Source organism: Paenibacillus sp. FSL F4-0236, from assembly GCF_038000135.1.
Lineage (GTDB): Bacteria > Bacillota > Bacilli > Paenibacillales > Paenibacillaceae > Paenibacillus_AQ.
This window is the reverse complement of record NZ_JBBOBK010000001.1, coordinates 4,545,626-4,569,335: the sequence shown is the minus strand read 5'-3', so window position 1 is coordinate 4,569,335 and position 23,710 is coordinate 4,545,626. Positions and strand designations below refer to the sequence as shown.

Here is a 23,710-nt window from a genome sequence, read left to right as displayed (position 1 = left end):
AAATCATATTTTATTTATACTATTCTTGTCTAATTCAAACAGAACATTTAGCATTTGGAAAAAGCTTTTTGGATTCTTTAACTTTCTCAGTAGAGCGAGAATCGAACCGTAAGTTAAGAAGTTTCTATTTTCAAGGAAGTACAGGGATTTAGAGAGCAGACTAGGATATCAGATATTTACATTGTTTAAAGGAAGATTACTTGAAAAAGCTATATAAGTGAATAAAGAAGCAAGGAAGTAAGTTGTTAGTTATTGAGCTATCTGAATGTTAAACATAATCAATATATTGAAAACACTACCCCTACCATATATTGTTTTTACAGATTTAAAATAACCCAACATATTGTATTTGTAAATATATTTTTACGAATATTCGTTCTGTAAAGGTTATTATAAGTTAGCCCACAATTAGTCCGCGTATTATCTGTAAAATTACATATGAATGGACGTGCCTGAGATTGATTGTTCTGAAATAATCGATTAAGAATAATGGTTTATTTACCAAAAAAGAGGTAATATGTTACATAATTGTGTAGACAGCTCAAGAGTGAGTAACTTGGGCCCTTTTCTGTGAATAGATGTAGCTCATTATACTTATTTCGGAGGAAAAGGAAATAAATTGTCGAACTCTATATAGTGCATTTTATTATATTAATGAAAATTGGTCTGGAAATTGGGAATCAATTTCTGCTCATTGGAGACTTATTATGGAGAGCGTATTTAAAGATTCGTTCAGCCTTATAGTGCCTGAAAATCATAGCAGTATTATTAATAAAGTAGCAGTAACAATTGAAGATTCTCATTAACTGCAGAGAGGCAGGTTAATATGGATTTCTTAAAATTACTACCTTTTCCACAAGTGATTAGTATTTTTGGTGTATTTATGTTGCTTGTTATTGTTATTGATTTTTTTAGGACCGCACCACCTGCTCGTCTGCTTGAAAATAGTAAAACAAGGTTATTACGAAGAATCATTAATGAACTAACTATTTTCATAGTAATTACAATACTTATTCTTTTTTTCGTATCTCCTCATGAAAGACCAATATTAATGGCAAGTTTATTTGGTGGGGTTATCATTACGAGTATTTTAGGACTCATATATGCAGAAGCTAAAAATAGTCGACTTCAATTATTTATTAACAGGTTGATAATAAAAATAATCGGAGAGAAGGGCTTCAAATTCTATAGAGTAGGGTTAAGTGCTGCGCATACACTTTTACTACTAACCTTTTATATATATTATACCGTGTTGATAACTAGTGGATTAAAAGAAGCATTAAATTTTAGTGGGACAACTAATTTTGATATTATTTATTATGCGTACTATGAGAATAAGTTTGTTGTATACGCATTTTTTATTCTAACGAGCACTATGTTCTTTATGTTTAAAAAACTGTATATGTCTCCAATAAATAAGATTTTTAAGGAGACTTTTAATAAGATACCTAAAGTTAGAATAAAATTAACCTCTGGAGAAGTGTTACAAGATCTATATATTTTTCAGACATCAGATGTGAAATTTATAATGGCAAGTAATGAAATTAACATCTCAAAATATTCAAAAACCTACCATATTCATAAAGATAAGATTGATTATATAGAGGCCAATAGTGATTCGAAAATTATTGATATGAAACAACAAAACCTTAAGAAGATATAATGATCTGATTCAACCCACATTGTAGGTAAAAATTTTATATCTGAGTATAGAGAATAATAAATAAAAGTAAGGAGGTATTAGATGATATTTAATATAGTATCAGAGTACCACCGGCAGTCTTTATTGGATAAACATCACAGATTCTTATCGTGGCAGCACTGCTATCGTTTTTTTAAAGGTAATCATGAGATGTTCAATGAAGAAAGAGTATTCGACCATGCTTGTTTACATTTATCTTTTTATCTGGCAAGTTGGGGGATGCTTAGAGGAGGGACATTTTTACTTCAAAAGGATTACAAAGTTCATGAATATCTTTTAAGAAAAGTTTTTATAGAAAAGAAGTATAAACAGTTCTACTCTCCTGAGCATGGCAATACTCCTTCACATCAATATTATGATGAAATTGAGATGCTCATAAAAGATGTGAAAGAATCCTATTCGAGTAATGTTACACCCGTTAATGGTAAAAATGAGATCATCTCAGTTAGTGACACACTTGCTTCAAAAATACTGTTAGGGCTATTTGGAATTGTTCCCGCTTACGATCGTTTTTTTGTGAGTGCGATGAAGATGCATGGATTAAACAAAACATCCCTTAACCGTGAGTCACTTGTTACTTTAGTAGATTTCTATCTGGATAATGAAGTCGAATTTAAGAAGTGTAGGGATTTAATCACAAGTGAAGGTAATGAATATACCCCTATGAAACTAGTTGATATGTACTTTTGGCAAGTCGGCTACATGATGAGTGAACCAAACAGATTTCCTCAATATGAACTTGAGATGATCAGTAAGTTTGCGGAGAATCAAGCAGCTATTAACAACAGACGCAGGAAACCTTCTACTCCAAGTAATAAAGATTCAGCTAAAAATAGCAGAGGTCTCACTGATGAAATTAGGCTATACATATTTGAGACTATTGTAAATGCAACAAAACAAGGTTTGGTTTATATCGATTTAATCTCAGGCGAAATACATAAAGAATTGAATTTGTCGAATAGAGTGCCTTCAGTATGTAGTGCTATGCTCAGTATTGAAGATGTAGAGATCGAGATTCTAAATGATACGCCTAGTGGTATGAGTTCAACAAAAAAGGTTCGTTATTGGTTACAAGAACGATAGGGGGTTCGTCCATTGAAGAATCTTAGAAAGAATCATCACTATGTATCACAATCCTATTTAAAGGCCTGGGCGAATAAACATAATAGAGTATGGACTTATCGGACTTTAGTTTCGCATAGTTCAGTCCCGGAGTGGTTTCAATCATCCGTTAAGAGCATAGCTAGTCACAATCATCTATTTACACGTAGTATTCTATGGGCTGATTCAGATGAAATTGAAGTATGGATGGATCAGGAAATAGAGACACCCGCGCAAATTGCTTTATCTAAAGCTCGTTCTGATGAGCCTTTGAGTAAACAAGAATGGGAGCAGCTGCTCAGATTTGTTGCACTTCAAGATATTCGTAATCCTGAAAGGTATATAGAACAATTAGAACGATGGAAGTTAGAGATACCAACTATCATTGAAGATGCGATGCAGACAGCTCTCAGTAAAATGAAAGCTGATCCTAATGAGGGGCTTATTCCCGCAGACAAGGAATATAATGATAGCAAATTAATTCCAATGAAAGTAACTAAGGAAATTGGCACTGCATCTGAGTTGGGACAGTTGAAAACAGAAGTATTGTTGGGGCGTGGAGTTTGGTTATTTTCTATCCGTCACATACTTACTACTACTTATAAGGTTCTGAAAGAGCATACATGGAGTATACTTCGTTCTCCTGGAGAATTGCTTTGGGTTACAAGTGACAATCCATTAGTGAGGTTGAATTATTATGGAGATGGATCTTATGATTTTAAAGGGGGATGGGGAAATAAGGGGGCAGAAATCATCTTTCCACTATCACCTAGATTATTGCTATATACTCAAATCGGTAACAAAGTAAGAATAAATAATGTTACCAGAGAGTTAGCTGAGACCCTTAATCGATTTATTGTTGAGAACGCGCACCGTCATATATTTGGATTAAATCCTGTAGATGAAATAAGTGAGATTTATCCCAGAATTGTTAATCAAGTGGCCTACGAACATGAGAAAAGAGAGTGGGAGACTTGGCATGTACGTCAAAAGAAGTTAGAACAGGAATACTAACAAATAGTAGGGGATCATACTTATAGAAATGATATTTCAGAAGATGCAAGTCTGAAAATTATTAACATCTTTGAGAGAGGTTCTTATGAAAACTAAATTTTATGTCGTTGTTAAAGGGAGAAAAATAGGGATTTTTGATATTTGGGATGAAGGAGCCAAACAATACGTAGAAGGATATAAAGGGGCTGTATACAAGTCATTTTCTAAGATTGAATTGGCTGAAATGTGGTGGGAGCAAATGTTACCAGAATCAAAAAGTCCGATCTTTCATTTTGATACTGCAAAATATACTGTTCGAAATTACTCTTCTCCCAAAGAAGATGAGGAGTCAGGGCCATATTTTACTTATCTTATTATTGATCCACGTACTAAAATACCATTTTATGTAGGACAAACTCGTAACTTGGAACACAGGAAAAGTAATCACTTAAAAGATTCGCATAAATATAGAGCTTATAAGAAGATGATATCCAGCATACAGTTAGAAGGCCTTGAACCACAGTTTCAGATCGTTGATATCCAACCAACTCTTACAAATTCACTTCGTTCAGAAACAGAGTGGGTGAAGAAACTTGCGTACCAAGGAATTCGTGTCTTAAACGGTTGGAGGGAACATAAGGAATGGATAGATTTGATTATGAGCAATAGGACACATGAATCTAATAAACAGCAGTAAAATGAGTAATAGTCATGTCAAAGTGGCAGTGGATTAAATCAAGTATTACATCAGGTAAAGAGCGATTTTATTTTCGCGATCGAAACTTACGATAAAATTCTTCATGCTCCTTTATTCGTATATTCGCATTCCTCGTGTAGTATGACTGCGTATAATTTAGAGTGGTTTGAAGTTTTTGATGGCCTAGAAGTTCCATTAAGGTTAATAAATCCATACCTTCATCTCGCATATGAGTAGCGAAGGAGTGCCTGAGGCTATGAATTCTCAAATCAGGTAAATTGGCCAAGAGGAGAAATTTCTTAAAGAGATTACTTGCGAATTGTCTAGTAATAGGGATGGTTCTTGCCTTTCCGGGGAAAAGACATTCGTTGTCTTTTAATTCGTTTATAGACTGGTACTTACGTAGGAGGGCTCCAAACCCTTTGCGAAGTACAATAACCCGTTGGATTTTATTTTTTGTTTTAAGAAGTGTGATCATCTCATCCTCATAATTTATATCAGAAACTTTCAATTCTGTTATTTCAGATATTCTACAACCTGTAGTTAAAAGTAATGAGAACAAGAGAGTATCCCGGATCAAGTTGTCACTATGGGATATTAAACTGTGTAAGAACCTTAACAATTCATGTCTGCTGAGTATTCGTATAGACTTAGCATCGGGATTATAATCGTTGAGTTTGAATCTCATTTGAGGCACGATATTAGGAAAATTACGGTTGTTTGTTAAAAACTTAAAAAAACTCTTTATTGCAAGCGTAGAAGATTCTAAATTAGAGAAACCATTCTTTACTTGATTCAATAAATAGTGGTCTATGATCTCAGCATCTAAAGGTTTGTAAGCGATGATTCTGTCACCATTTTTGAGCTGATAAATTTTATCAAGGTTCACTTCATCTGGATTACAGTGAAGTAGATCCGCAAGGAAATCGCAAAAATGATAGAGACATCTTAGATAACTTTTGAATCTATCTTTGGAAAGTCTACTTATCTTTTTATAGTTATTGATTTCTTTAATAAAATTGATCATGTTAATTCTCTCCAATTCCCATAATTTGAGCAACTAGCTTTTCAAGCGGAAATGGATACTTATTTACTGCATTTTTCAAATCGATGGGACGACGCTTTGTATAGATTCTTGTAGTTTCAATACTATTGTGGCCTAAAATTTCTTGGAGGTCGTATATTGCCATACCTGCAGATAATGAATTATACGCAAATGTATGTCGTAAACTGTGCACAGTATACACTCCTTTAATCCCGAGTTTTTCATAGATGCCTGTCACCATTCGTTGTATATTACGAATCATGAGGGGTTCGCGATTGTCATAACATCTTTTTGAAAAGAGTAAAGATTCGTCTCTTATGTCCCAATGATAGACTCCGGTTCTCGCTAAATAGTCTAAAATGACTTTTTTTACTTGTGGATACATGGGGATGTAACGCTGTCTGTTTCCCTTTCCTTTTCGTATGAAAATAAGGTCCTCATGAATCTGAAAGTCACAAATCCTCAGGTTCGCAACTTCACTCACTCGACATCCAGTTCCGAGCATAAAATAGATTAAAGCAAAATTCAAAAATGGCCAGTTAGTTTGTTTGGCTTGATTTAAAATTTGAGGTATAAGCTCATCGGGGAGATATCTAGGTAGAAGTTCGCCTCTGAATTTTTCGATCTTGAAGCGTAAATCCTCACTCACGTATCTTCGTGTATGAGCAAAATCCATCACGTTTTTTATGATCGCTTGGTAGGTGTTGAAGGTCCTAGCTGTTAATTTCTCTTCTTTCCTAGGCTTACAAGTATCAGTGAATTCGAAAAAAAGCTCCTCTGTTAAATCTACCATTTTAAACTCGGATTCTTTAAGTAATAAGAATCTAGCAAATTTTCGAAGGACTGTGATGTAATACTTTATGGTGAGTTCTGATTTTATTCTGTTCATCTTTAAGGTTAGGATATATTCCTCAATAACATAAAGTATGGTTTTTTCGTCTCGAATAGCTTTCTTGCCTTCAACAAGCACCAGAAAATCGTTGACATCAATTTTGTAGAGTTCACATATTTCCTCAGGAGTTATATTAACTTGGTATTCAAAGTCCATGTTACACCTCATTCACTCGATTTAAAGGATTACGGGGGAGGGTTTTAGCCAGCAAACGTTGCACACTTCTATGAATATACCATTCCGTTGAGCGACGATGTTTGTGCCCCATTGATTCAGATACTTGATCAAAATCATTGAGATTATCAAGAGCATTAGTTGCATAAGTATGCCGGAGTGATTTTGCACTAAAGCGTATTGTTCCAAAACTAATCTTATTACTATGATTAAACATTGAACTTATCATCTGTGAAGTTATAGGAGACCTTGTTCGATGAGTAATAAACAGATTATTGTGTTCCACTGGATATATAGCGCGTGTGAAATGAAGATACTCATGAATCATATCCGTTAGATCCTTACTCATTTTTAGGGTTCTTGTTTTGGATTTAAATGAATGAAGAGTAATAAGTCTTTCAGTTAATCTCAGGTCATCTAGATGAATATTAGCTACTTCAATCGGACGGCAACCAAGTTCCATGATGAGCAATACAATGCACATATCCCTGATTTTTGAATTTGAACTGCTTTTTTCTATCGATTCAAGTAGAACATGTACTTCCTCAAGATTTACATATTCGTTTGATCTATTGGCTTGGGCACGCAGCGACTGCGGGATAATATAACGAATGTAATTTACTTTAAGAGTAGATAACATATCCAAAAATAATTTCATTGAAAAAAGCACTCTGTTCAAGGTGCTTTTTTTAATTTGGTTTAGATGCATCCGTTCGACTAAGTGTTCTTCATAGGAAACAACCATCGATTTAGTGAGTTTTTTGCAATCATGAATCGAATGTAGAGGGGTTACACCCATAAATTGCCGTTGAACATAACCTATAAACTTACCAACATGATAGGTATGATGCTTCAATGATGTATGTGAGTATTTTTGAGCATAGTGATTTTTAAATGTAAGAATTAGCTGAGGAAATTCAGAGCTACCACGGACATGAAATCTCTTTTTGTTACGCTTTACAATATGTTTTTCAATATCTAGTAACAACTTGTTTGCAAACATAGGATCAGCACCAGATCGTTCGATAATGGTCTTCAGTGTAGTGTAATTAACTTTTTTCTTTCCTAGATCAGTTTCTGTGAAGTGTTGAGTATGTTGTATCATTTTAGGTATCATCAATAATCCCCCCTCAAAATCTATTATTCTAGTATTTATTGATTTATATACTTGGTTCGTATAAAATTGGAAGTACAACAAACAACACTAATTTTCCTTGTTACTAATGTTTTAACAGGGACGGAGAAGTTGCTCAGGCGACGATAAATAAATGGGAAAACATCGTTAGGATCAGTTCGGAAAGATTAGGATTTTTTGCTGATCCATTTTTCCTTTATTATCCATTCGTGACGTAAAATTTCTCTTTTACGTAAAACACTTTATTTTAGTAAAGTTTTTTATGCTGTTTTAATGGAGTACGAAGCTTAGTTCAATTGAACTAAGCTTTTTTATGTGGACTTTGCTGGGATATCTTTGATAAACATGTGAAATATCTAGAAAGGAAGTGTGGTAAATAGATATTTCAAGCGTACATAACCCAAGCTTCTTAGCTAGAAATATTGCAAATAAAAATGTGTATTCTATCTTACTTCTGATTGAAACGGGAGAAGATCTTGGGATTAATAAGTATTATAAGATAGTGATGGAATCTATTGAGAGATTTTAAACAGAGAAAGAATGGATTGAATATCATAGGTAATTAAAGTGTATTTCATTAATTATCACTCTCTCGAATTCGAAAATTGATCAAATCATAATCAAATCTGTAGAAAAACCTAGGGATGGAGGTGGGGGCATGGATAACAGATATTTACAGATTTATAGGGTACTAATAATTTTGTATGCTTTAAACCGCGTGATCCCCTTTTTTAAACATTTTACAGATCGGATTCGAGGCTATGAGTATTGATAATGCATGCACTTTGTAATTGATTATGTATTATTTACGTTAAATACTCGAACTGCTCATTTGTATTTTTGAGAATACAAATGAGCACCATCACCTTACAGCTTATACACTTTACTTGGTGATAGCATGGGAATGAGTAGTTTAACCGAAGAGTCTTCTTATTTAAATAGGATGTTAGAGGCCGGAAAAAATGTTGGCAGAGGAAAAATGACCGATAAGTATTACCAAGAAAACTTCCTTAATAAGGGGCAGTTTGTTTGTAATCCGTTGTTAAGATTATCGGCAGATGATTATCATAGGTTTTTAGCGAGGTTGTCTTTAAAGATACGACGTGAATTTCTACTCAAATCCACCGGTATGACATATAGAGAAGTTGCAAAAATTATTGGTTATGCTAGTCATACACCAATTCAAAAGTTCATGGGATCGGGTTCTTTCAATACAAAAATTTCACAGAAACTCATAGCTCAATTAGCGATACTTTTTCGTGTCCCTCCTGAATGGTTAATGGAAGAAAGAATAACGGATAATGAATGGGTAACGTATCACTTTCATCATTTAGGTCTTGAAAAGAAGAAGTTGATCTCTTTTTTAGAAATCTTGAATAGTGTGAAAGATACGGAGGTCTGGATACGAAATTTTATTCTTAAGGGAGTTAATCCTGATAACTCTCTATTTCTCAGAGTTGAATGTAGGAATGGGAATTTCCTTGTGGAGATCTTTAATCAGTTAGGAGTTATAAGGGAATATAACGAGTTGTTAGCAGCATTAAATAGCAAGTTTGACTGTGTTTTTGGAGATGTACTTACTGCCATTCCTAGTCAAAGGAATGCAGCGATTATATGTATAGCAAACCACCAAATGGATTTTAATACACCCATTGATTTTAGAACATTGGATTTTTGAAAATACAAATGAAAAGCGGTAGCTATTACTGTGAAACCTTCTGATAACTTGATTATCAGGAGGTTTTTATTTTGTCTAGAGTAGATCAGAAAAACAGAGATAAGGCATTAGAGATTATTAAGCAATGGATGAAAGATGAAGAAGAACGAATTAAAATGATGGAAGTTGCGAAATGCACGAAAAAAAATGAACAATAATACTCCAGGAGTAAACAAATTAGAAACAATTAAGAATGCGTTGAAAGTAACTGATGCAGCGAAAGCAAAAGGAAAAGTCATCGATTATATATTAAAGAGAATTATCAAATAACCGACTAATTGCAGTCGGTTTATTTTTAATTCAATTGGATACAATAGATAAATAAGAACACATGTTCTTATTATGTAAATTTGGTAAATGGCTCTCGTGAAAATCAAAGGTTTTCATACAACAAAAAAATCTGTGAATAGTCCTATTCAAACTATAGGGATGTTGTGAAGAGATAAAAAACAAGTTATTGAATAGGAGGGATTCTTTGTACACCGCAATTTACGTTCGTGTATCGACTGGTATGCAGGCGGTTGAAGGCCATAGCTTAGAAAGCCAGGTAGAGCTCTGCATGCAAAAAGCAAAGGAGCTTAGCATTCTTGAACATTCTGTAAAGGTCTTTAGGGAAGAGGGGGCAAGTGGTGAAGATATTGAACGACCAGCAATGAATGAGCTACGTGAATTAATTAGTGCAGGACAGGTTAGACAAATCATAATTACCCATCCAGATCGTCTCTCACGTGATTTAACAGATAAGTTGTTCTTGTGCCGGGAGTTTGAGTCACGTGATGCTCATCTGATCTTTGTTGATACGGAGTATCAAAGCACTCCTGAAGGACAGCTTTTCTTTAATTTGATGAGTGTTATTGCTCAATATGAGCTTTCTCTAATTAAGAAGAGGACTGTTCGGGGAAGGCTGAAGGCCGTAGAAAAGGACAAAAAAATCATGCCTATGCGCGTGGCCCCCTTCGGATATGATTGGGTCGATGGGCAGCTTAATGTGAACCAGAAGGAAGCAGAGTATGTAAAACAGGTTTATCACTGGTATCTAAATGAAAATATGACAATCCGACAAATTGGGAACAGGCTTTTCAAAATGGGAGTCCGTCCAAAACGTTCCGTCAATGGAAACTGGGGAGGAAGTTCAATAAGTCGGATGCTTAGTTCGGAAATATATATCGGCAAGTATTAATACAACCGTAGAAAAGTGAAGAAACTCAAGGGACAAAAAAGTAGATTTGGTAATCCCAAAAAAACATACACAATACGAGAAAAAAACGACTGGATTATGGTTGAAATTGAGCCGATTATATCCGAGGAGGTATATGAACAAGCGCGCCAACGGCGTATTAAGAATTTTACTCGTTCGGGAAATGTACATTTTAATTACTTGTTGAGATCATTTATTCGGTGTGGTCATTGTGGTCGTAAATGGGGAGGGACTACATACACGGGTCGAAAGGATAAGAAGACAGGTAAAAGAGTTAAATACACTTGCTACCGATGCCTTAATCTTTTTCCTAGAGTATATGGGATATCCCAACCTTGCCCTTCACGCAGTATTCGAGCAGAGGTGCTAGAAGAGTTTATTTGGGATATGGTCATGGAGGCATTGTCTAATCCAGAAGACTATATGCAGAGATTAGAGGGGCAAGTAGAAGAAGTCATTGATGAATTACTTTTTACTGCTGGTATGATCCAAAGCCAGATCGTTGAAAAGAGAAAAGAAATGGATAAGTTGAAAATCATGTTCCGACGAGATGTAATTACGGAAGATGAGCTAGCAACTGATTCCTATAAGTTAATTCGTGAGATTAATGAACTGCAATCACAATTGGAGTTATATGAAGGGCAGGTCAAAACGCACAGAGAACAACACTACTCGCATGAGGCGAATCTTAAGATAGTCGAGCAGATAAACGATTTTATTAGCAGTAAAGGAGCAGAACTGGCATTTGAGGATAAACGCTTTATCATTGAAACACTCATTGATGAAATTGTTCTCAAAGCAGAAGATGGAGGATTTAACATTAGTGTAGTCGGGAGCCTAAGCGAGCTTACAGGAGGTCAGGATGGAGGAAGTAAGAGCGATATTCCACTGACGTTGAATAAGAAACTTTCCTTACCAACTCGGCGTAAGGGTAGCATTAATGGTTGATGCTACTCGTTTGCCAAACGTAAGTTTAACCTTTCTGTATGATACTTAGCATAGTTAAGTGATTTTTAATGAGAAGACTATTTTTTTATGATGCTGCTTTCTTATGTACATGCACTTCTAGGCATTTACCCACATACAATAAGATGACCATGAACCCGTAAGGCTAACAGATCGGTTTCATTGTACAAGTGCGGGAGGTGTCGCCAAGTTGCCTGGATTCTTAAGTACGATCGCGTTGCTAATCAAAGAACTGACGTTGCTGGTATCTTACGTAAGGAACAACGCATTTCCACAGCCGCTCTCGGAGCAGGAGGAAAGCAAATACTTAGGCATGATGGCTGAAGGGGATGCTAAAGCCCGGAATTTGCTTATCGAGCACAATTTGAGATTAGTAGCTCATATAGTGAAAAAATTTGATAATACTGGGGAAGACATGGAGGATTTAATCTCCATCGGTACAATTGGCTTAATTAAAGCGATTGAAAGTTACCGACCGAACAAAGGCACAAAGCTGGCCACTTTTGCAGCCCGTTGTATTGAAAACGAGATCCTGATGCACTTAAGATCATTGAAAAAGACCCGCAAGGATGTTTCATTACATGATCCGATAGGGACTGATAAAGAAGGAAACGAAATTACACTCATCGATATCCTTGGCTCCGAGGCAGATGATGTCATTAAAGAGGTCGATCTTAAGATTGAGAAAAGTAAGATTTATCGAAACCTTGATATTCTGGATGACCGGGAAAAAGAAGTCGTAGTGGGTCGCTTTGGATTAGACACGGGTGGTGAGGAACGAACGCAGCGGGAGATAGCCAAGGAGCTTGGTATCAGTCGCAGCTATGTGTCACGGATTGAGAAGCGAGCGCTCATGAAGCTGTATCATGAGTTTTATAAGGCGAAGCGCTAGGATCTTAGATAATAACTGAAGATTCACTATAGAGTGCTTTAAAAGCGACTTGCCAACAGGGAAGTTGCTTTTTTGTTAATTCAAGTAGTTGGGATAAATGAACATAAAAAAAGCATATTCAGAAAATTAACTTTTTAACTGTTGAGGGGTGTTATTATGACATACAAAGAAATATATGATCTCCATATTCAATTGTTACATGTATATGAGAACAATGAAAAGCACCAAGGTCCATATCAGAAGCAACTTAATTATTTTAAGAGACAGTTTTTTATAGCTGAAGATATAGTTCAACGAATTTTTGTTCTAAATCAGTTAATAAAAATTCATGAAAAAAGTAGAGGAATAAAGATAAAGTGGTGTTCAGAAGAATACTATAAATGATGCCTAGGTTTAATATAGTTTTGTATGTAGGAATAAGCTTCTAGATAGGTAACCTTAAAATGATCGTTAGCAAAAAAAGGAGTAGTAATAATTGTCGAAAGACTTATATCTACAGGAGTTGAAATGTTGTAAAAATAAAACGGAGATAATGAAAACATATTTTTGAGTCACTAGCTAATACATGGGATTTTGGAGGTGGATGTATGAACAATTCAACAAGTAAACATATGATGGATAAACCCTACATTAAAGACGTGATTCGTGAACTTACACTTCTGGGATATGAGGACGATGAGGCTACGAAAATTCTAATCAAATACTATAGACCATTAAAGAGGAGCTGGGGTTTTGGGCCAAATGCTCACAATTTCGCAAAAGAAATCGATTTAATTCATAAAGCTGTTATCAAGAAATTCAATCCTTCTGAACCTGGTCAGATCTTTATAGGTCATTTGAAAAATCGAATAAAATCAAATCTGAAAGATAAGCCTTGAATTGAGGTATAGAATGAAGATAACAATTTCCTTAGGGGCCCCCAAGATGATACATAGATTTTGTGGAAGGTATTGTGTTAAGTTTTCGAATACTTATTGTTAACTTTGACTGAAAAGCTTATTGGAATAATTTGCATATTCGAGAGGACTAATATTTCATAGTTATTGTGGAATGACAATTAATTAGGAGATGTATTGGCGGAATAGCAAATAGGGGCGGAGAACCCTATTTTTGTCAAACTACAATACTTGAAAAATATTCCAAAACAGGTTTGCGGATCTGAAAGCTTTAATGAAGATGGCGAGCGAATAGTGCTTACAAAATAGTAACAGAGTAAGTCTTTAAATAGAGGGCTGAACCAAAGAGTTCAGCCCTTCTCTTATTAAAATGTATATCCTAGCCTTCCTAAACGAACGTATAATGCTTGGACACTTACTTTAAAGTCATCAGCTATTTTATCAAGTTCTTCTGATTCATGAAGAAAGTCAATTCCATTTTTCAAACGTTTCATAACTGTTTCTTTAACTAATTCTTCAGGCATGAGTAAGGCAGCAGCAAGAAAGATGAATTAGATCAGCTTCTAATTGAAGTGGAACGAAAGCTCGAATTAAAAGAAAATGACTATAAAAGCTTATTAGAGATGCTACATACTTATGAAAAAAATTTGAAATTAAATGAAACCAACGTGTCTAATACTATAAAACACGGGTTATCTAGAGACTCAAGAAAATTTGATTAGAGAACTTGGAGAAACTGAAAGTAAACTATTTAAGAATACAAAAGATGTTGAAGCAAATAATAAAAAGCTAAGAGAATATACTCAGTTGAAAAAAATTCCAACATATTATATGAAAGTTATATGAGCACAAGTAAAGCTATATTTGGGTTAGAGGAGATTGGAGAAGATAGGATAAAGAATGTAACTCAGAATTATGAGGCTAGAGGTAGTAATAGGGCTTTAGCAACAATTGTGTGGTATTTTAATTTGTTGAAAATTAAGTCTGAGTTAAATCCAAAAGCCATTAAATTCCCATTAGTTCTTGATAGTCCTAATAATGTTGAATCAGATGATATAAAAGAGAATGCATTATTTGAATTTATTTTTAGTAATCTAGCTATTGGAACTCAGTTAAAATTGTCCACATTTCCGTAAATGATTTTCCTGAATTAGAAATTGATAATGTCATCGAATTGAAAAACGAAAAGTATCATCTATTAAATACAACTGATTATGAGTCGAATGAAGGCATCTTAAAATTGATCTTTGAGAAGGAGTGAAATACATCAAATAGCTCCTTATAAAATAAAGCTTCTTGAATCACTCTTAAAGTTGAGGGATGCTTGAGTAGTAAGGATTTTTCTTGTGTTAGTAATACTAAAACCATAGCCTTCTCTAACGCTGGCAACGATGAAGTCAGGGTTCGATCCTTTGTTTTGAAGTTTGAGAGCGAACACGTAGGTTCAGTGCGTGCCCTTATTCATTGATTTTTTTGTAAGAAGAGAGCGTTTTTACAAACTAAGCCCGAATAATACAGCGAGTGGATATGTAAAAATGTATGTCATAATAACACCCCTCAGCAGTTAAAAAGTTATGCTTTTTGCAGGATACAGCTCCATCAGCATCCTCCTTTCAATCCGCGTTACATAGCTGCGGCTGATACCCAGCTCTTTGACAATCTCCCGGCTGTTTGGGAAGCGGAGCATATTATTGATAGAATTATGGGTGAAGATAGATGGCATAGTGCCCCTCTTAAATAATTATTAAAAGACCTTGATTGGCATGATGCCTTTCAAGGTCTTTTCTTTGGTAAGGACTACCCATTGTTGAGGAAACTAACAAGGAATTAAGAGATCGAATTGTAGTGTTAGAAAGATGAATAGATGGACTTACTAAAGAAATGGATAATTCGAAGAATAGTATTTCTTATTATCCTCAGGTGTATTTCAGGGAGCAATGGGGATTTCCTCGGTGAATCAAAGTAATAATAGACTGAAATTTTGAAAGTAGCGGAGAGCCCTTCCAGATATAAAAGTCATATTTCTGAATGAGTGATGTCTTTTTACAGTAGTCTGTTTTTATCTCTAATTTTTTATTAATCCCACACAATTAAAAGATGCATTTTAGCAAAGTTTATAGTGAAATTGATCATTTTTCATGAGTTAATCATTATTTATCATCCTAATAAATTCCTATGATCCTAATAAATTCCTATGATTCCTAAGAATGTCATATGTACATAAGTAATTCCTACCTATAGTATATATAGAAGATATTAGGATATAAGATAATATATTATAAATAAACACTAATTCGGGATTAGATGAAATTTATAAAATGCAATAAAATATCCTATCATTTCTCTAATATCTACTACTCACTTTTCTTATGTATATAGTGTCCAAGGGGGCTTGAAAATGTATGGAAAAAATGTTGCCTTTAAATCTTAATGTGAATATGAATATTAATTGTTTTGATGTTTATAGGTTAAGCATTATTTTATCGAATACGAAATCAATTCCATGGTTTATTGAAAGATTTATTAATTTGCAAGTTGATGAGCATTTCGAATGTAACTATTATGATTTAGGGGCAACTAATCCTACAGAATATGAGTTTATTTTTGATGAAGTTCTATCGATAAGTAAAGTTAATTCGGTACAAGATATACTAAAGATGACTATAGAAGCTTTGAAAAATAACAAATATCTATTAATCACTCTTAATCAAAGATATTTCAGAGAAGATTATAAAATTAATGAAATTGATTCGGTTCATGGAACATTAATTGTAGGTTTTGATGAAATTGAACAAAAGCTCTTTTATTTAAGTAATGTTCGAAATAAATGGTGTGTAGAATTTTTCTACTTCTCTGAACTCAAACAAGCATTTTTTTCTGCGTTAAATATTATTGCGAAAGATGATCATATAAATGATTGGCTTCCATTTCTAAATAGAGTAAATGAACCGGTGTCGATTATTGAATTAAAAAATAATAATAGCAGAGAGGCTCGATTTAATATATTGTATGATACTTTTAAAAATTATTTGAATGGTGTTGAAAGTAAAGCGCGGGTATCAACTTTTTCTCGTTGGCAAGGGATTGCTATATATAAAGCTTATTATGAAGCGCTTAATGAAATTTTAATTAATAATAACCCAAATGACTATTTTAAACCTTTTAGGATTCACAATATTGAAATAGGTATGAGACGTATATTAGAAAATAAAGCAGGAATATCATACAGATTGAAATATTTAGAATTAACGTATGATATTAAGTTTGAACGAGTTATATTTCAAAGGTTGGAAAAAATAACGAAAACTTTAGAGATTGCAGTTGCATTATATTCAAAATTCTTACTTACATCTGATATTAAAAATTTAGAAAAGGCGAATATTTATCTTAAGGAAGCCGAAGAGTTAGACGTACTTATTTTTTCTCAGCTTGCTGATACCATTTTGAATTATATGAAGTCTGGTCTAATATCTATGGCGTATGATCACTGCTAACAAGTAGAAAAAATAACATCTCATTAAAAATCAAAACAGAAGAGTGCGAGATGTAAGGGTAAAGTTCAAAAAAAATTGGTGATCAAAGTTCTGATCTAAGCAACGCTTGATGGAAGTTTGATCACAGGCTCAGTTTTGTGATTGCTAGATCTATCACATGTGAGAGACTGTATTCAAAACACCACCGATTGCTCTCAGGAAATTTGAACTAGATAAGTATAGCATTTATCAGATTTGTAACTCTGTGAATTATGTTTCGTTTTATTAATCTTAATAAAAACGGAATAGGGCAAATCTTACTTCAATTTCTGTATCTCCAGACCGTCTACAGTAGCGAATTAACGGGTTATTCAGTTCCAGAGTATTTAAATGAAATCATTAAAAGTGGTTGGAATTTAACATAATGCTTGTCGAGTTTGATTTACTGTAACCTGTAAAATGTGTTGTAGCTCAAAGGGAGTCAGTATTCTGATGCTAACAAATTTTTCAGTCATGAAGTTTTAAAAATATAATTACGGAGGTAAATAAGTTAGATGTCAGATAGTATTGTTCTTGAAGATAAAGTCAAAGCGATCGTTAAAAAGATCTTAGAAATTAAAGATGAAATAAATATTAGTGATGATTTGACTAATATTGGTTTAGATTCATTAAAAACTGTGATGATGGTTATTGATTTAGAAGTGAGTTTTCAGATTGTGATTGAGGATGAAGAGTTGCTATTTGAAAATTTCACAAATATAGAGAAGATATTGAGATTAGTTGAAAGTAAGATTGATACATAAAATATATCGTGGTGATTTTTTGGAAAAGAGTGTGTTGGTATGATGCGATCTGGTATTAAAACAATATGCTTACTGCAAGTTGAGTTTAATGGATTTACACCTTTAGGTGGGGCAGAAAGCATTGCAATCGAAGTTGCAAAAGGATTGAGCGATAACTTTCAAGTAATAATATTACATGGCGTAAAAGACCCACTTAAACTTGATGAAATTGAATATCATGGTGATGGTTTTTATAGTCTTGCTTCGTATTTACATGATGATGATATCCGTTATAGGGGGGAAATAAGCCCGGAATTAACAAAGAAATCAAAAGAAATATTAAGATGCTGTGAAGTCTTAATTTCATTTGAGAGAGTATTGAAAGAGCGAGTTGCACCAGTGAATATAACGGTACTGGGTGGTACAGGATACCTGCATTGCGGTGATGTTGTAAAAAGCAAGAATTGGGATAAATTAATTGTCCCCTCTAAATTTGTTTATGAATGGTGTGTTGCGCATGAGGGAATTAGTCGTGAGAAAGTAATCATAATTCACAATGGTATAAATACAATGGAACTGCTAAATGGTAGAAAGGAACAACGTGATTTAAAGAGCGAAAGTCTTCTTATTCCATCACGGCCAGATGTGAAGAAGGGTTTCAAAGAGTCAATCGATTTGGCAAATCTTTTGAATGAAAAAGGATTGAAATATTCAGTGAAAATACTAAAACAAAAATCTTTTATTAGTAATAAATCGTTTTATTCTGATTTAGAAGAATATTCAAAAGCGAAAGGGGTTAATCTTTTATATATGGATTGGGTATCAAAATCTAATGTCAGTTCGTTATATAATTCGTCAAAATTTTCGACAATGATTGGAGAAGTTCCTGAAGGTTTTGGTCTTAGTGTGATAGAGTCAATTTTCTGTGGAACACCTGTATTGGCAAAAAGACATGGAGCTGTATCGGAAGTATTGCCACCTGATCATGGTGTGATTTTTTTGGATGAAATTGACCTTTTGAGTATGACATCAGTGAATTTTGAAAATGCAATTGAAGAAGCAAGAATGCAATGTTTACAATATGGTAGAAAGTATATTAATGATCATTATAGTTTGAAAAGTATGATTAATTCTTATATTAAATTAGTGATGCATGAAAAATAGAAGTATGCAAGGAGAATTAATCGTTATGATGATGAGATGATTTATTATGTTGGAATAGTATGCTTTATTTCTTTTGATGAAAATTTAATGTTAATAATCGTGACTAAATATTATTTATAAAAATTCATGGTGTAGTTTTATTCATGATAAAAAGACAAAGGTTTCATTTGAAATAAATAGTTTTGTTTCTTGGTTATGAATTAATCATAATACCTTCATATAGAGGAGAATGCAAATTTTAATTTTGGGGTGAGTTATTTAATAAGACCGATTAACGTACAGCAAGTTGCATATTGTATGTTGTATTGGCTCTAACTTAAGATGATCGTGAAGCTAGACAGATAGAGTAATAAGAGTTTATAAAACAATTTATTTTAATATTTCACTACCAAAATTTTCAGTTTAATAAGTACAGTATAGTCTACTATTTAAATCAATTGCTATGAATGGATAAGTAATAAATAGTTTTCTATAAAATATCATAATTTTTATTGATAAATAATTAGGTGGTTAGTATCTAAGTGGAAAATACATACTTTGAACGAAAAATCAGTTTTAAAAATTCATTTTTTATAATTTGTTGGGCTTTAAAAGTGATATTCTTGACATCACCACTCTTACTGGTAATCCTACTATTTATGACTATCGTAGAAGGTGTCGGACCGCCACTTACTATTTATGCAACGAACCAACTTATTGATATTGTAATTGAAATAAATGGACAGGGTGTAGAAGGATTTTTAAGAGTAGTACCATGGATTATATTACTTACTTCTGCGTTTATATTCTCACAAGAAATATGGGGACAATTTCGAGAACCATTGTTTATGCTGCTTAAACAAAAGGTACAGCATGTATTGGATCGTAAAGTGCTTGAAAAATCTTCAAAGCTACCAATTCTTTTTTTTGAGGATAATGATTCTTTTAATATTTTAGAGCGGAGTAAAAATCCTGGAGATAAGCTCGAAAACCTTCTATTTTATATCTTTGATTTTATGAAAGTGTTAATTGGATTGGTAGGCATAATATATCTGTTTTGGTCAGTTTCCCCATGGATTTGTTTGCTTTTTATCATAGCGATGATCCTCCCTTCTATATACGAGGTCAGATATTCAAAGAAGTGGATGAATTTCATGTACGATAGGACGGAAGATCAACGTCGTGTAGGGTATGTAGAAGGTCTTTTGACAGGACGGGAAGAACAAAAGGAGTTACGGGTCTTTGGTTTGACCCAAGTACTCAGTGATAGATGGGAAAGTATGAGGAAAATTCAACGAGATGTAGAAATGAAAAAGAAGAAGAAACTGGAACTCTTCAGGCAACCAGCTATATTGTTGTTTTATGCAGTTGAAGTTGGTAGTGCAATATACTTGGCATTAGTGCTGTCAAATCAAAATATATCGACAGGTACTTTTGCTGCTTTATTTCTTGCAGTTGAAAGATTACTTTTCTCTGGATTGGCTTTAGGTACATTAATAGGTTTAATCCAGACAAGTGCAATAGATACTGGTTATGTTCGTGAATTTCTTGGTTTTCATAATTATGAGTCGGAAGAATCAAGATCAAAATTATTTCCTCAACCTATGATTCAAGGTATTTTTTTTGAAAATGTTACTTTCACATATCCTGGGCAGAATGAGCCAACGATAAATAGCCTCAATTTACATCTGCGCCCAAATGAGAAAGTAGCTTTGGTAGGAGGAAACGGTGCAGGCAAAAGCACAATAGTTAAGATGTTATTGGGACTTTATTCTCCTTCTACTGGAACTATTTCTGTAGATGGTATTAATTTTGAAGAAATTGCTCATGAAAGTTTACGTAACTGTATCTCTGCAACTTTCCAAGATTACTACAATTTTGAATTTACAGTCGCTGAGAGTATTGCACTAGGTAGAGCGCACATTTCGGATAAAAGTGCGGAAAACATGGAGTTAATAATTGAAGCGGCTAAGAAAGGTGGAGCAAATGATTTTATAAATGCACTACCTGATGCATACAGTACACCAATCGGTTATGAGCTCGACGGTGGACAGGGACTTTCTGGTGGACAATGGCAAAGGATTGCTGTAAGTAGAACTTTCATGAGTGAACCATTACTATTCGTTCTTGATGAACCCACAGCTGCACTAGACCCACAAGGTGAAGCGGACATGTATGAACAATTTATTGCGGTTCAGAACCGTGCAGTTTTATTGATTAGTCATCGACTAGGTTCAGCACGCTTAGCAGATCGAATTTTATTACTTAAAAATGGAAGCATTATTGAGGATGGTACTCATGATGAACTTCTTAAGGCTGGCGGTGAATATGCACAGATGTGGGAGGCACAGTCTCAATGGTACAAATAAAAGAAAAACATTCCGGTATACTTTGGATGTTACTTCGCTTCATGAAATGGATGATATTTACAGATCCGCTCAGGTTTTTCGTTGTGTTTGGTCTAAGATTATTTACAGGGCTTGTACCAGCAGTTAAATTAGTTGTTATTAGCAAGATAATCCAACAATCAATTGGCATTTATCAAGGAGCTCCTGTTGATAGATTACTATATTGGATTGCTTTGTGGGCAATAATTATACTTTTTGGACATTGTTTTACTCTAATGGAGACACTGGTTACAGAGCGTTTAAGGCAGGAAATGGAGGATAGTTTACTACGTCAACTGCATGAAAAAGCATATAAATTACGTTTAGAGGTGTTTGAACGGGCTGATCTTCATGATTTACTCAAAAGAGCGAAAAAAATGACAGAGCCAGGAGAATTTTTGAACTTATTATGGATGTTTTTTTCTCTCTTTAGTTCCAGTCTTACAATTGCATCTGTAGCTCTTGTTGTAGGTAGATGGAACATCTGGCTTCTTATAGCGATTCTTCTTACAGCATTACCATCACCAATTGCTCAATTCATTCAAGCACGTTCTATGTACTTCGTTGAGAGAAAACAAATGTCCTCTGAGCGAATGCTTCAATACGTGGTAAGGTTACTTACATCGCGTACAGCTGCTAAGGAATTGCGTACATTTAACTCGGCAGCATGGCTCATTCAAAAATGGGAACAGACATATTGGAGCGTAGCTAAGGTTCTATTCAGGCACTCATCTGCGCAATATCTCACAATTGGTATATTATCAATTATAGGTGTTATTGGTCTAATGTCAGGAGTTACTTGGGCTGCATGGACAGTTGCAACTGGAAGTTTACTCGCATCTCAATTTGGAGCAATGCTATATGCATTACAGTCTGTTCGTGAGGGAGTGAACTCAATAGTTGGGAAATCAGGTGATTTTCGTAAAAAACTATTTATGATAGGTGATCTTTTCGAATACCTTGATTTAGGCCCGGAGGAAATAAAGGGTGATCGCAAACTACTGGGTTTAGGTGATATACGAATTGAAAACATGTCATTTCACTATCCTCAGAGACTAGAAAAGAGCCTAAATGATATTACATTAACAATAAAAGAGGGAGAACGTATAGCAATTATTGGAGGTAACGGTTCTGGTAAGACAACACTTGCGAAGGTGTTGATGGGTTTGTATCGACCAACAGAGGGAACCGTCGATTATGGGGAGCTCAATATTGTAAATATCGATACAAATGATCTTACAGATCAATCTGCAGCCGTCTTTCAAGACTTTATACGTTATGCTTTTACACTAAAAGAAAATATTGCTTATGGCAGATTTAATCTCATGGAAGATAGTAGTGCGATCGAAGAAGCAGCTGTACTAGGGGGGGCTGATGAAATAGTATCTGCACTTCCTGATGGTTACAATACCCTTCTGACACGTGAATTTTCAAATGGTACAGAACTATCAGGTGGCCAGTGGCAAAAGGTGGCTATTTCACGTGCTTTTATGCGGAAAGCAAAGTTTATTGTATTAGACGAGCCTACGGCTGCCCTTGATCCGATAGCAGAAACAGCTGTATTTGAACGTTTTTCCAGTGTTGCGGGAACTAATACAGCGATACTAATTTCACATAGGCTTGGTATGGCTAGGTTGTGTGATCGAGTATTGGTCATGAATGGTGGCAGAATAGTTGAACAAGGAAAACATGAAGAATTAATTGGTGCTGGAGGAGAATACGCTAAGATGTGGAAAATTCAATCTCAATGGTACGCTTAGTTATTAGTTTTATTGGGTAAGCTCAGTAGCGCAAAAGAGTTTGTGTAAGAAAGCAGAGAGTAACTCCTCGGGTATCCGTTAATAGCTGTGAATGTTCCTTGGGGCGGGGGGAGATCCCGCCCAACAAGGAAATCAAGCTAATTCTTTTGGCCTTCCTGCACCTGATATCACGCTTCAAACATTTCGTTCAGCATCTCTTTACTTCCAGATCACCGAAGCCGTGTTTGACCCGTTGGGCAAAACGCTCATTGTAGTCTGTTAAGTCGAGGTAGCCAATTTTCACTGACGTACCCATATTGGTGAGACTTTTCATTGGCTTCAGGCGTTTACGCGGAACCTTTAAATCCCCACATTTCCGTATTTCTATACAGGTCTCGAATGTAATATCCGTTGCGACTACTGCGTGCTCTAGCTTCATTGCATCGACATAAACGTCTGGGTTTCTGCTCGCATCATTGATTCCAGGTTATCTTTGATAAACTGTGTAAAAATTTTCGGATAGATTATTCATTAGATTTTCGGGACAATAGTCATCGAGTATGGTTCCTCCTTGATGGTGTCACAATACCGGAGATACCCAGTTTTTTGTTGCTTGCTAGAAGCTTATTGAGCGAAATTATATAGAATAGAGAAAAAATGTAGTTAATTATCTTAAACTTACAAATAATGAAAATTCTTTACTTAATTAGCTGAAAGGAAAAGATTTAGAAATTTCACTTTATAAGTAAAATAGTAATCTAGATAATATGATCATTAA

20 protein-coding genes and 2 pseudogenes are annotated in these 23,710 nt (G+C 34.4%); 17 read left to right on the top strand and 5 right to left on the bottom strand.

Going from position 1 to position 23,710, the window contains the following annotated elements; translation table 11 throughout:
- The first annotated feature begins 826 nt into the window (after positions 1-826).
- The 4 genes from NSQ29_RS20465 (at position 827) to NSQ29_RS20450 (ending at position 4,493) form a co-directional block, all read left to right on the top strand.
- Positions 827-1,663 carry a hypothetical protein gene (locus tag NSQ29_RS20465; RefSeq protein WP_076276641.1) on the top strand — a complete coding sequence of 279 codons (837 nt, stop codon included), beginning with the start codon at positions 827-829 and terminating at the stop codon, positions 1,661-1,663.
- Positions 1,664-1,744: 81 nt separating this feature from the next.
- Positions 1,745-2,785 carry a hypothetical protein gene (locus NSQ29_RS20460; RefSeq protein WP_076307328.1) on the top strand — a complete coding sequence of 347 codons (1,041 nt, stop codon included), beginning with the start codon at positions 1,745-1,747 and terminating at the stop codon, positions 2,783-2,785.
- A 12-nt stretch (positions 2,786-2,797) separates the two neighbouring features.
- Positions 2,798-3,817, top strand: a complete 1,020-nt coding sequence (locus tag NSQ29_RS20455) for a DUF4238 domain-containing protein (protein WP_341125944.1) — start codon at positions 2,798-2,800, stop codon at positions 3,815-3,817.
- A gap of 85 nt (positions 3,818-3,902) precedes the next feature.
- Positions 3,903-4,493, top strand: coding sequence for a ribonuclease H1 domain-containing protein (locus NSQ29_RS20450; protein WP_076276638.1), 591 nt, complete (start codon positions 3,903-3,905; stop codon positions 4,491-4,493).
- 67 nt (positions 4,494-4,560) lie between these two features.
- On the opposite strand, the gene NSQ29_RS20445 is transcribed toward NSQ29_RS20450, so the two are convergent.
- Genes NSQ29_RS20445 through NSQ29_RS20435 form a run of 3 tightly spaced genes read right to left on the bottom strand, consistent with a single transcriptional unit; the run spans position 4,561 to position 7,721 of the window.
- Positions 4,561-5,520 carry a tyrosine-type recombinase/integrase gene (locus NSQ29_RS20445; RefSeq protein ID WP_076276637.1) on the bottom strand — a complete coding sequence of 320 codons (960 nt, stop codon included), beginning with the start codon at positions 5,518-5,520 and terminating at the stop codon, positions 4,561-4,563.
- A gap of 1 nt (position 5,521) precedes the next feature.
- Positions 5,522-6,586, bottom strand: coding sequence for a tyrosine-type recombinase/integrase (locus NSQ29_RS20440; RefSeq protein WP_076307326.1), 1,065 nt, complete (start codon positions 6,584-6,586; stop codon positions 5,522-5,524).
- A gap of 1 nt (position 6,587) precedes the next feature.
- Positions 6,588-7,721, bottom strand: a complete 1,134-nt coding sequence (locus NSQ29_RS20435) for a tyrosine-type recombinase/integrase (RefSeq protein ID WP_076307325.1) — start codon at positions 7,719-7,721, stop codon at positions 6,588-6,590.
- Positions 7,722-8,643: 922 nt separating this feature from the next.
- Here NSQ29_RS20435 and NSQ29_RS20430 point away from each other — a divergent pair.
- The 7 genes and pseudogenes from NSQ29_RS20430 (at position 8,644) to NSQ29_RS20405 (ending at position 13,390) form a co-directional block, all read left to right on the top strand.
- On the top strand, positions 8,644-9,417 hold the full coding sequence (locus NSQ29_RS20430) for a helix-turn-helix domain-containing protein (RefSeq protein ID WP_076276634.1): 774 nt from the start codon (positions 8,644-8,646) through the stop codon (positions 9,415-9,417).
- A gap of 71 nt (positions 9,418-9,488) precedes the next feature.
- Positions 9,489-9,614, top strand: a complete 126-nt coding sequence (locus NSQ29_RS20425; RefSeq protein WP_256718977.1) for a hypothetical protein — start codon at positions 9,489-9,491, stop codon at positions 9,612-9,614.
- A 317-nt stretch (positions 9,615-9,931) separates the two neighbouring features.
- Positions 9,932-10,636, top strand: coding sequence for a recombinase family protein (locus NSQ29_RS20420; RefSeq protein ID WP_341125943.1), 705 nt, complete (start codon positions 9,932-9,934; stop codon positions 10,634-10,636).
- 96 nt (positions 10,637-10,732) lie between these two features.
- Positions 10,733-11,035: pseudogene (locus NSQ29_RS31605) on the top strand (zinc ribbon domain-containing protein); the annotation flags it as partial.
- A 12-nt stretch (positions 11,036-11,047) separates the two neighbouring features.
- On the top strand, positions 11,048-11,602 hold the full coding sequence (locus NSQ29_RS20415) for a hypothetical protein (RefSeq protein ID WP_341125942.1): 555 nt from the start codon (positions 11,048-11,050) through the stop codon (positions 11,600-11,602).
- Positions 11,603-11,810: 208 nt separating this feature from the next.
- Positions 11,811-12,512 carry an RNA polymerase sporulation sigma factor SigK gene (gene sigK / locus NSQ29_RS20410; protein WP_042125228.1) on the top strand — a complete coding sequence of 234 codons (702 nt, stop codon included), beginning with the start codon at positions 11,811-11,813 and terminating at the stop codon, positions 12,510-12,512.
- 587 nt (positions 12,513-13,099) lie between these two features.
- A complete protein-coding gene (locus tag NSQ29_RS20405; protein ID WP_076276631.1) occupies positions 13,100-13,390 on the top strand; it encodes a hypothetical protein in 291 nt (96 codons plus the stop codon).
- 383 nt (positions 13,391-13,773) lie between these two features.
- Here the strand turns inward: NSQ29_RS20405 and NSQ29_RS20400 are convergent, their stop codons facing one another.
- Positions 13,774-13,932: a hypothetical protein gene (locus tag NSQ29_RS20400; RefSeq protein ID WP_175619021.1), complete on the bottom strand. Its 159-nt coding sequence runs from the start codon at positions 13,930-13,932 to the stop codon at positions 13,774-13,776.
- Positions 13,933-14,250: 318 nt separating this feature from the next.
- Here NSQ29_RS20400 and NSQ29_RS20395 point away from each other — a divergent pair, with 318 nt between their 5' ends.
- From NSQ29_RS20395 to NSQ29_RS20370, 6 genes are all read left to right on the top strand, one after another.
- Positions 14,251-14,544: a hypothetical protein gene (locus NSQ29_RS20395; RefSeq protein ID WP_076276629.1), complete on the top strand. Its 294-nt coding sequence runs from the start codon at positions 14,251-14,253 to the stop codon at positions 14,542-14,544.
- 1,266 nt (positions 14,545-15,810) lie between these two features.
- Positions 15,811-16,902, top strand: coding sequence for a hypothetical protein (locus NSQ29_RS20390; protein WP_076307324.1), 1,092 nt, complete (start codon positions 15,811-15,813; stop codon positions 16,900-16,902).
- A gap of 533 nt (positions 16,903-17,435) precedes the next feature.
- The gene (locus NSQ29_RS20385; RefSeq protein WP_076276627.1) at positions 17,436-17,684 is read left to right on the top strand and encodes an acyl carrier protein; all 249 of its coding nucleotides are present in this window, start codon (positions 17,436-17,438) and stop codon (positions 17,682-17,684) included.
- A 39-nt stretch (positions 17,685-17,723) separates the two neighbouring features.
- Positions 17,724-18,827 (top strand): glycosyltransferase family 4 protein, encoded by a 1,104-nt coding sequence (locus NSQ29_RS20380; RefSeq protein WP_076276626.1) that lies wholly within the window; start codon positions 17,724-17,726, stop codon positions 18,825-18,827.
- Between the two features lie 521 nt (positions 18,828-19,348).
- Entirely contained in the window at positions 19,349-21,175 is a 1,827-nt protein-coding gene (locus tag NSQ29_RS20375; protein WP_076276625.1) for an ABC transporter ATP-binding protein, read from the top strand.
- Positions 21,163-22,953, top strand: a complete 1,791-nt coding sequence (locus tag NSQ29_RS20370) for an ABC transporter ATP-binding protein (protein WP_076276624.1) — start codon at positions 21,163-21,165, stop codon at positions 22,951-22,953. The genes NSQ29_RS20375 and NSQ29_RS20370 overlap by 13 nt, the downstream gene beginning before the upstream one ends.
- A 187-nt stretch (positions 22,954-23,140) precedes the next feature.
- On the opposite strand, the pseudogene NSQ29_RS31600 reads toward NSQ29_RS20370, so the two are convergent.
- Positions 23,141-23,284, bottom strand: a pseudogene (locus tag NSQ29_RS31600) (IS256 family transposase); the annotation flags it as partial.
- Positions 23,285-23,710 lie beyond the last annotated feature (426 nt).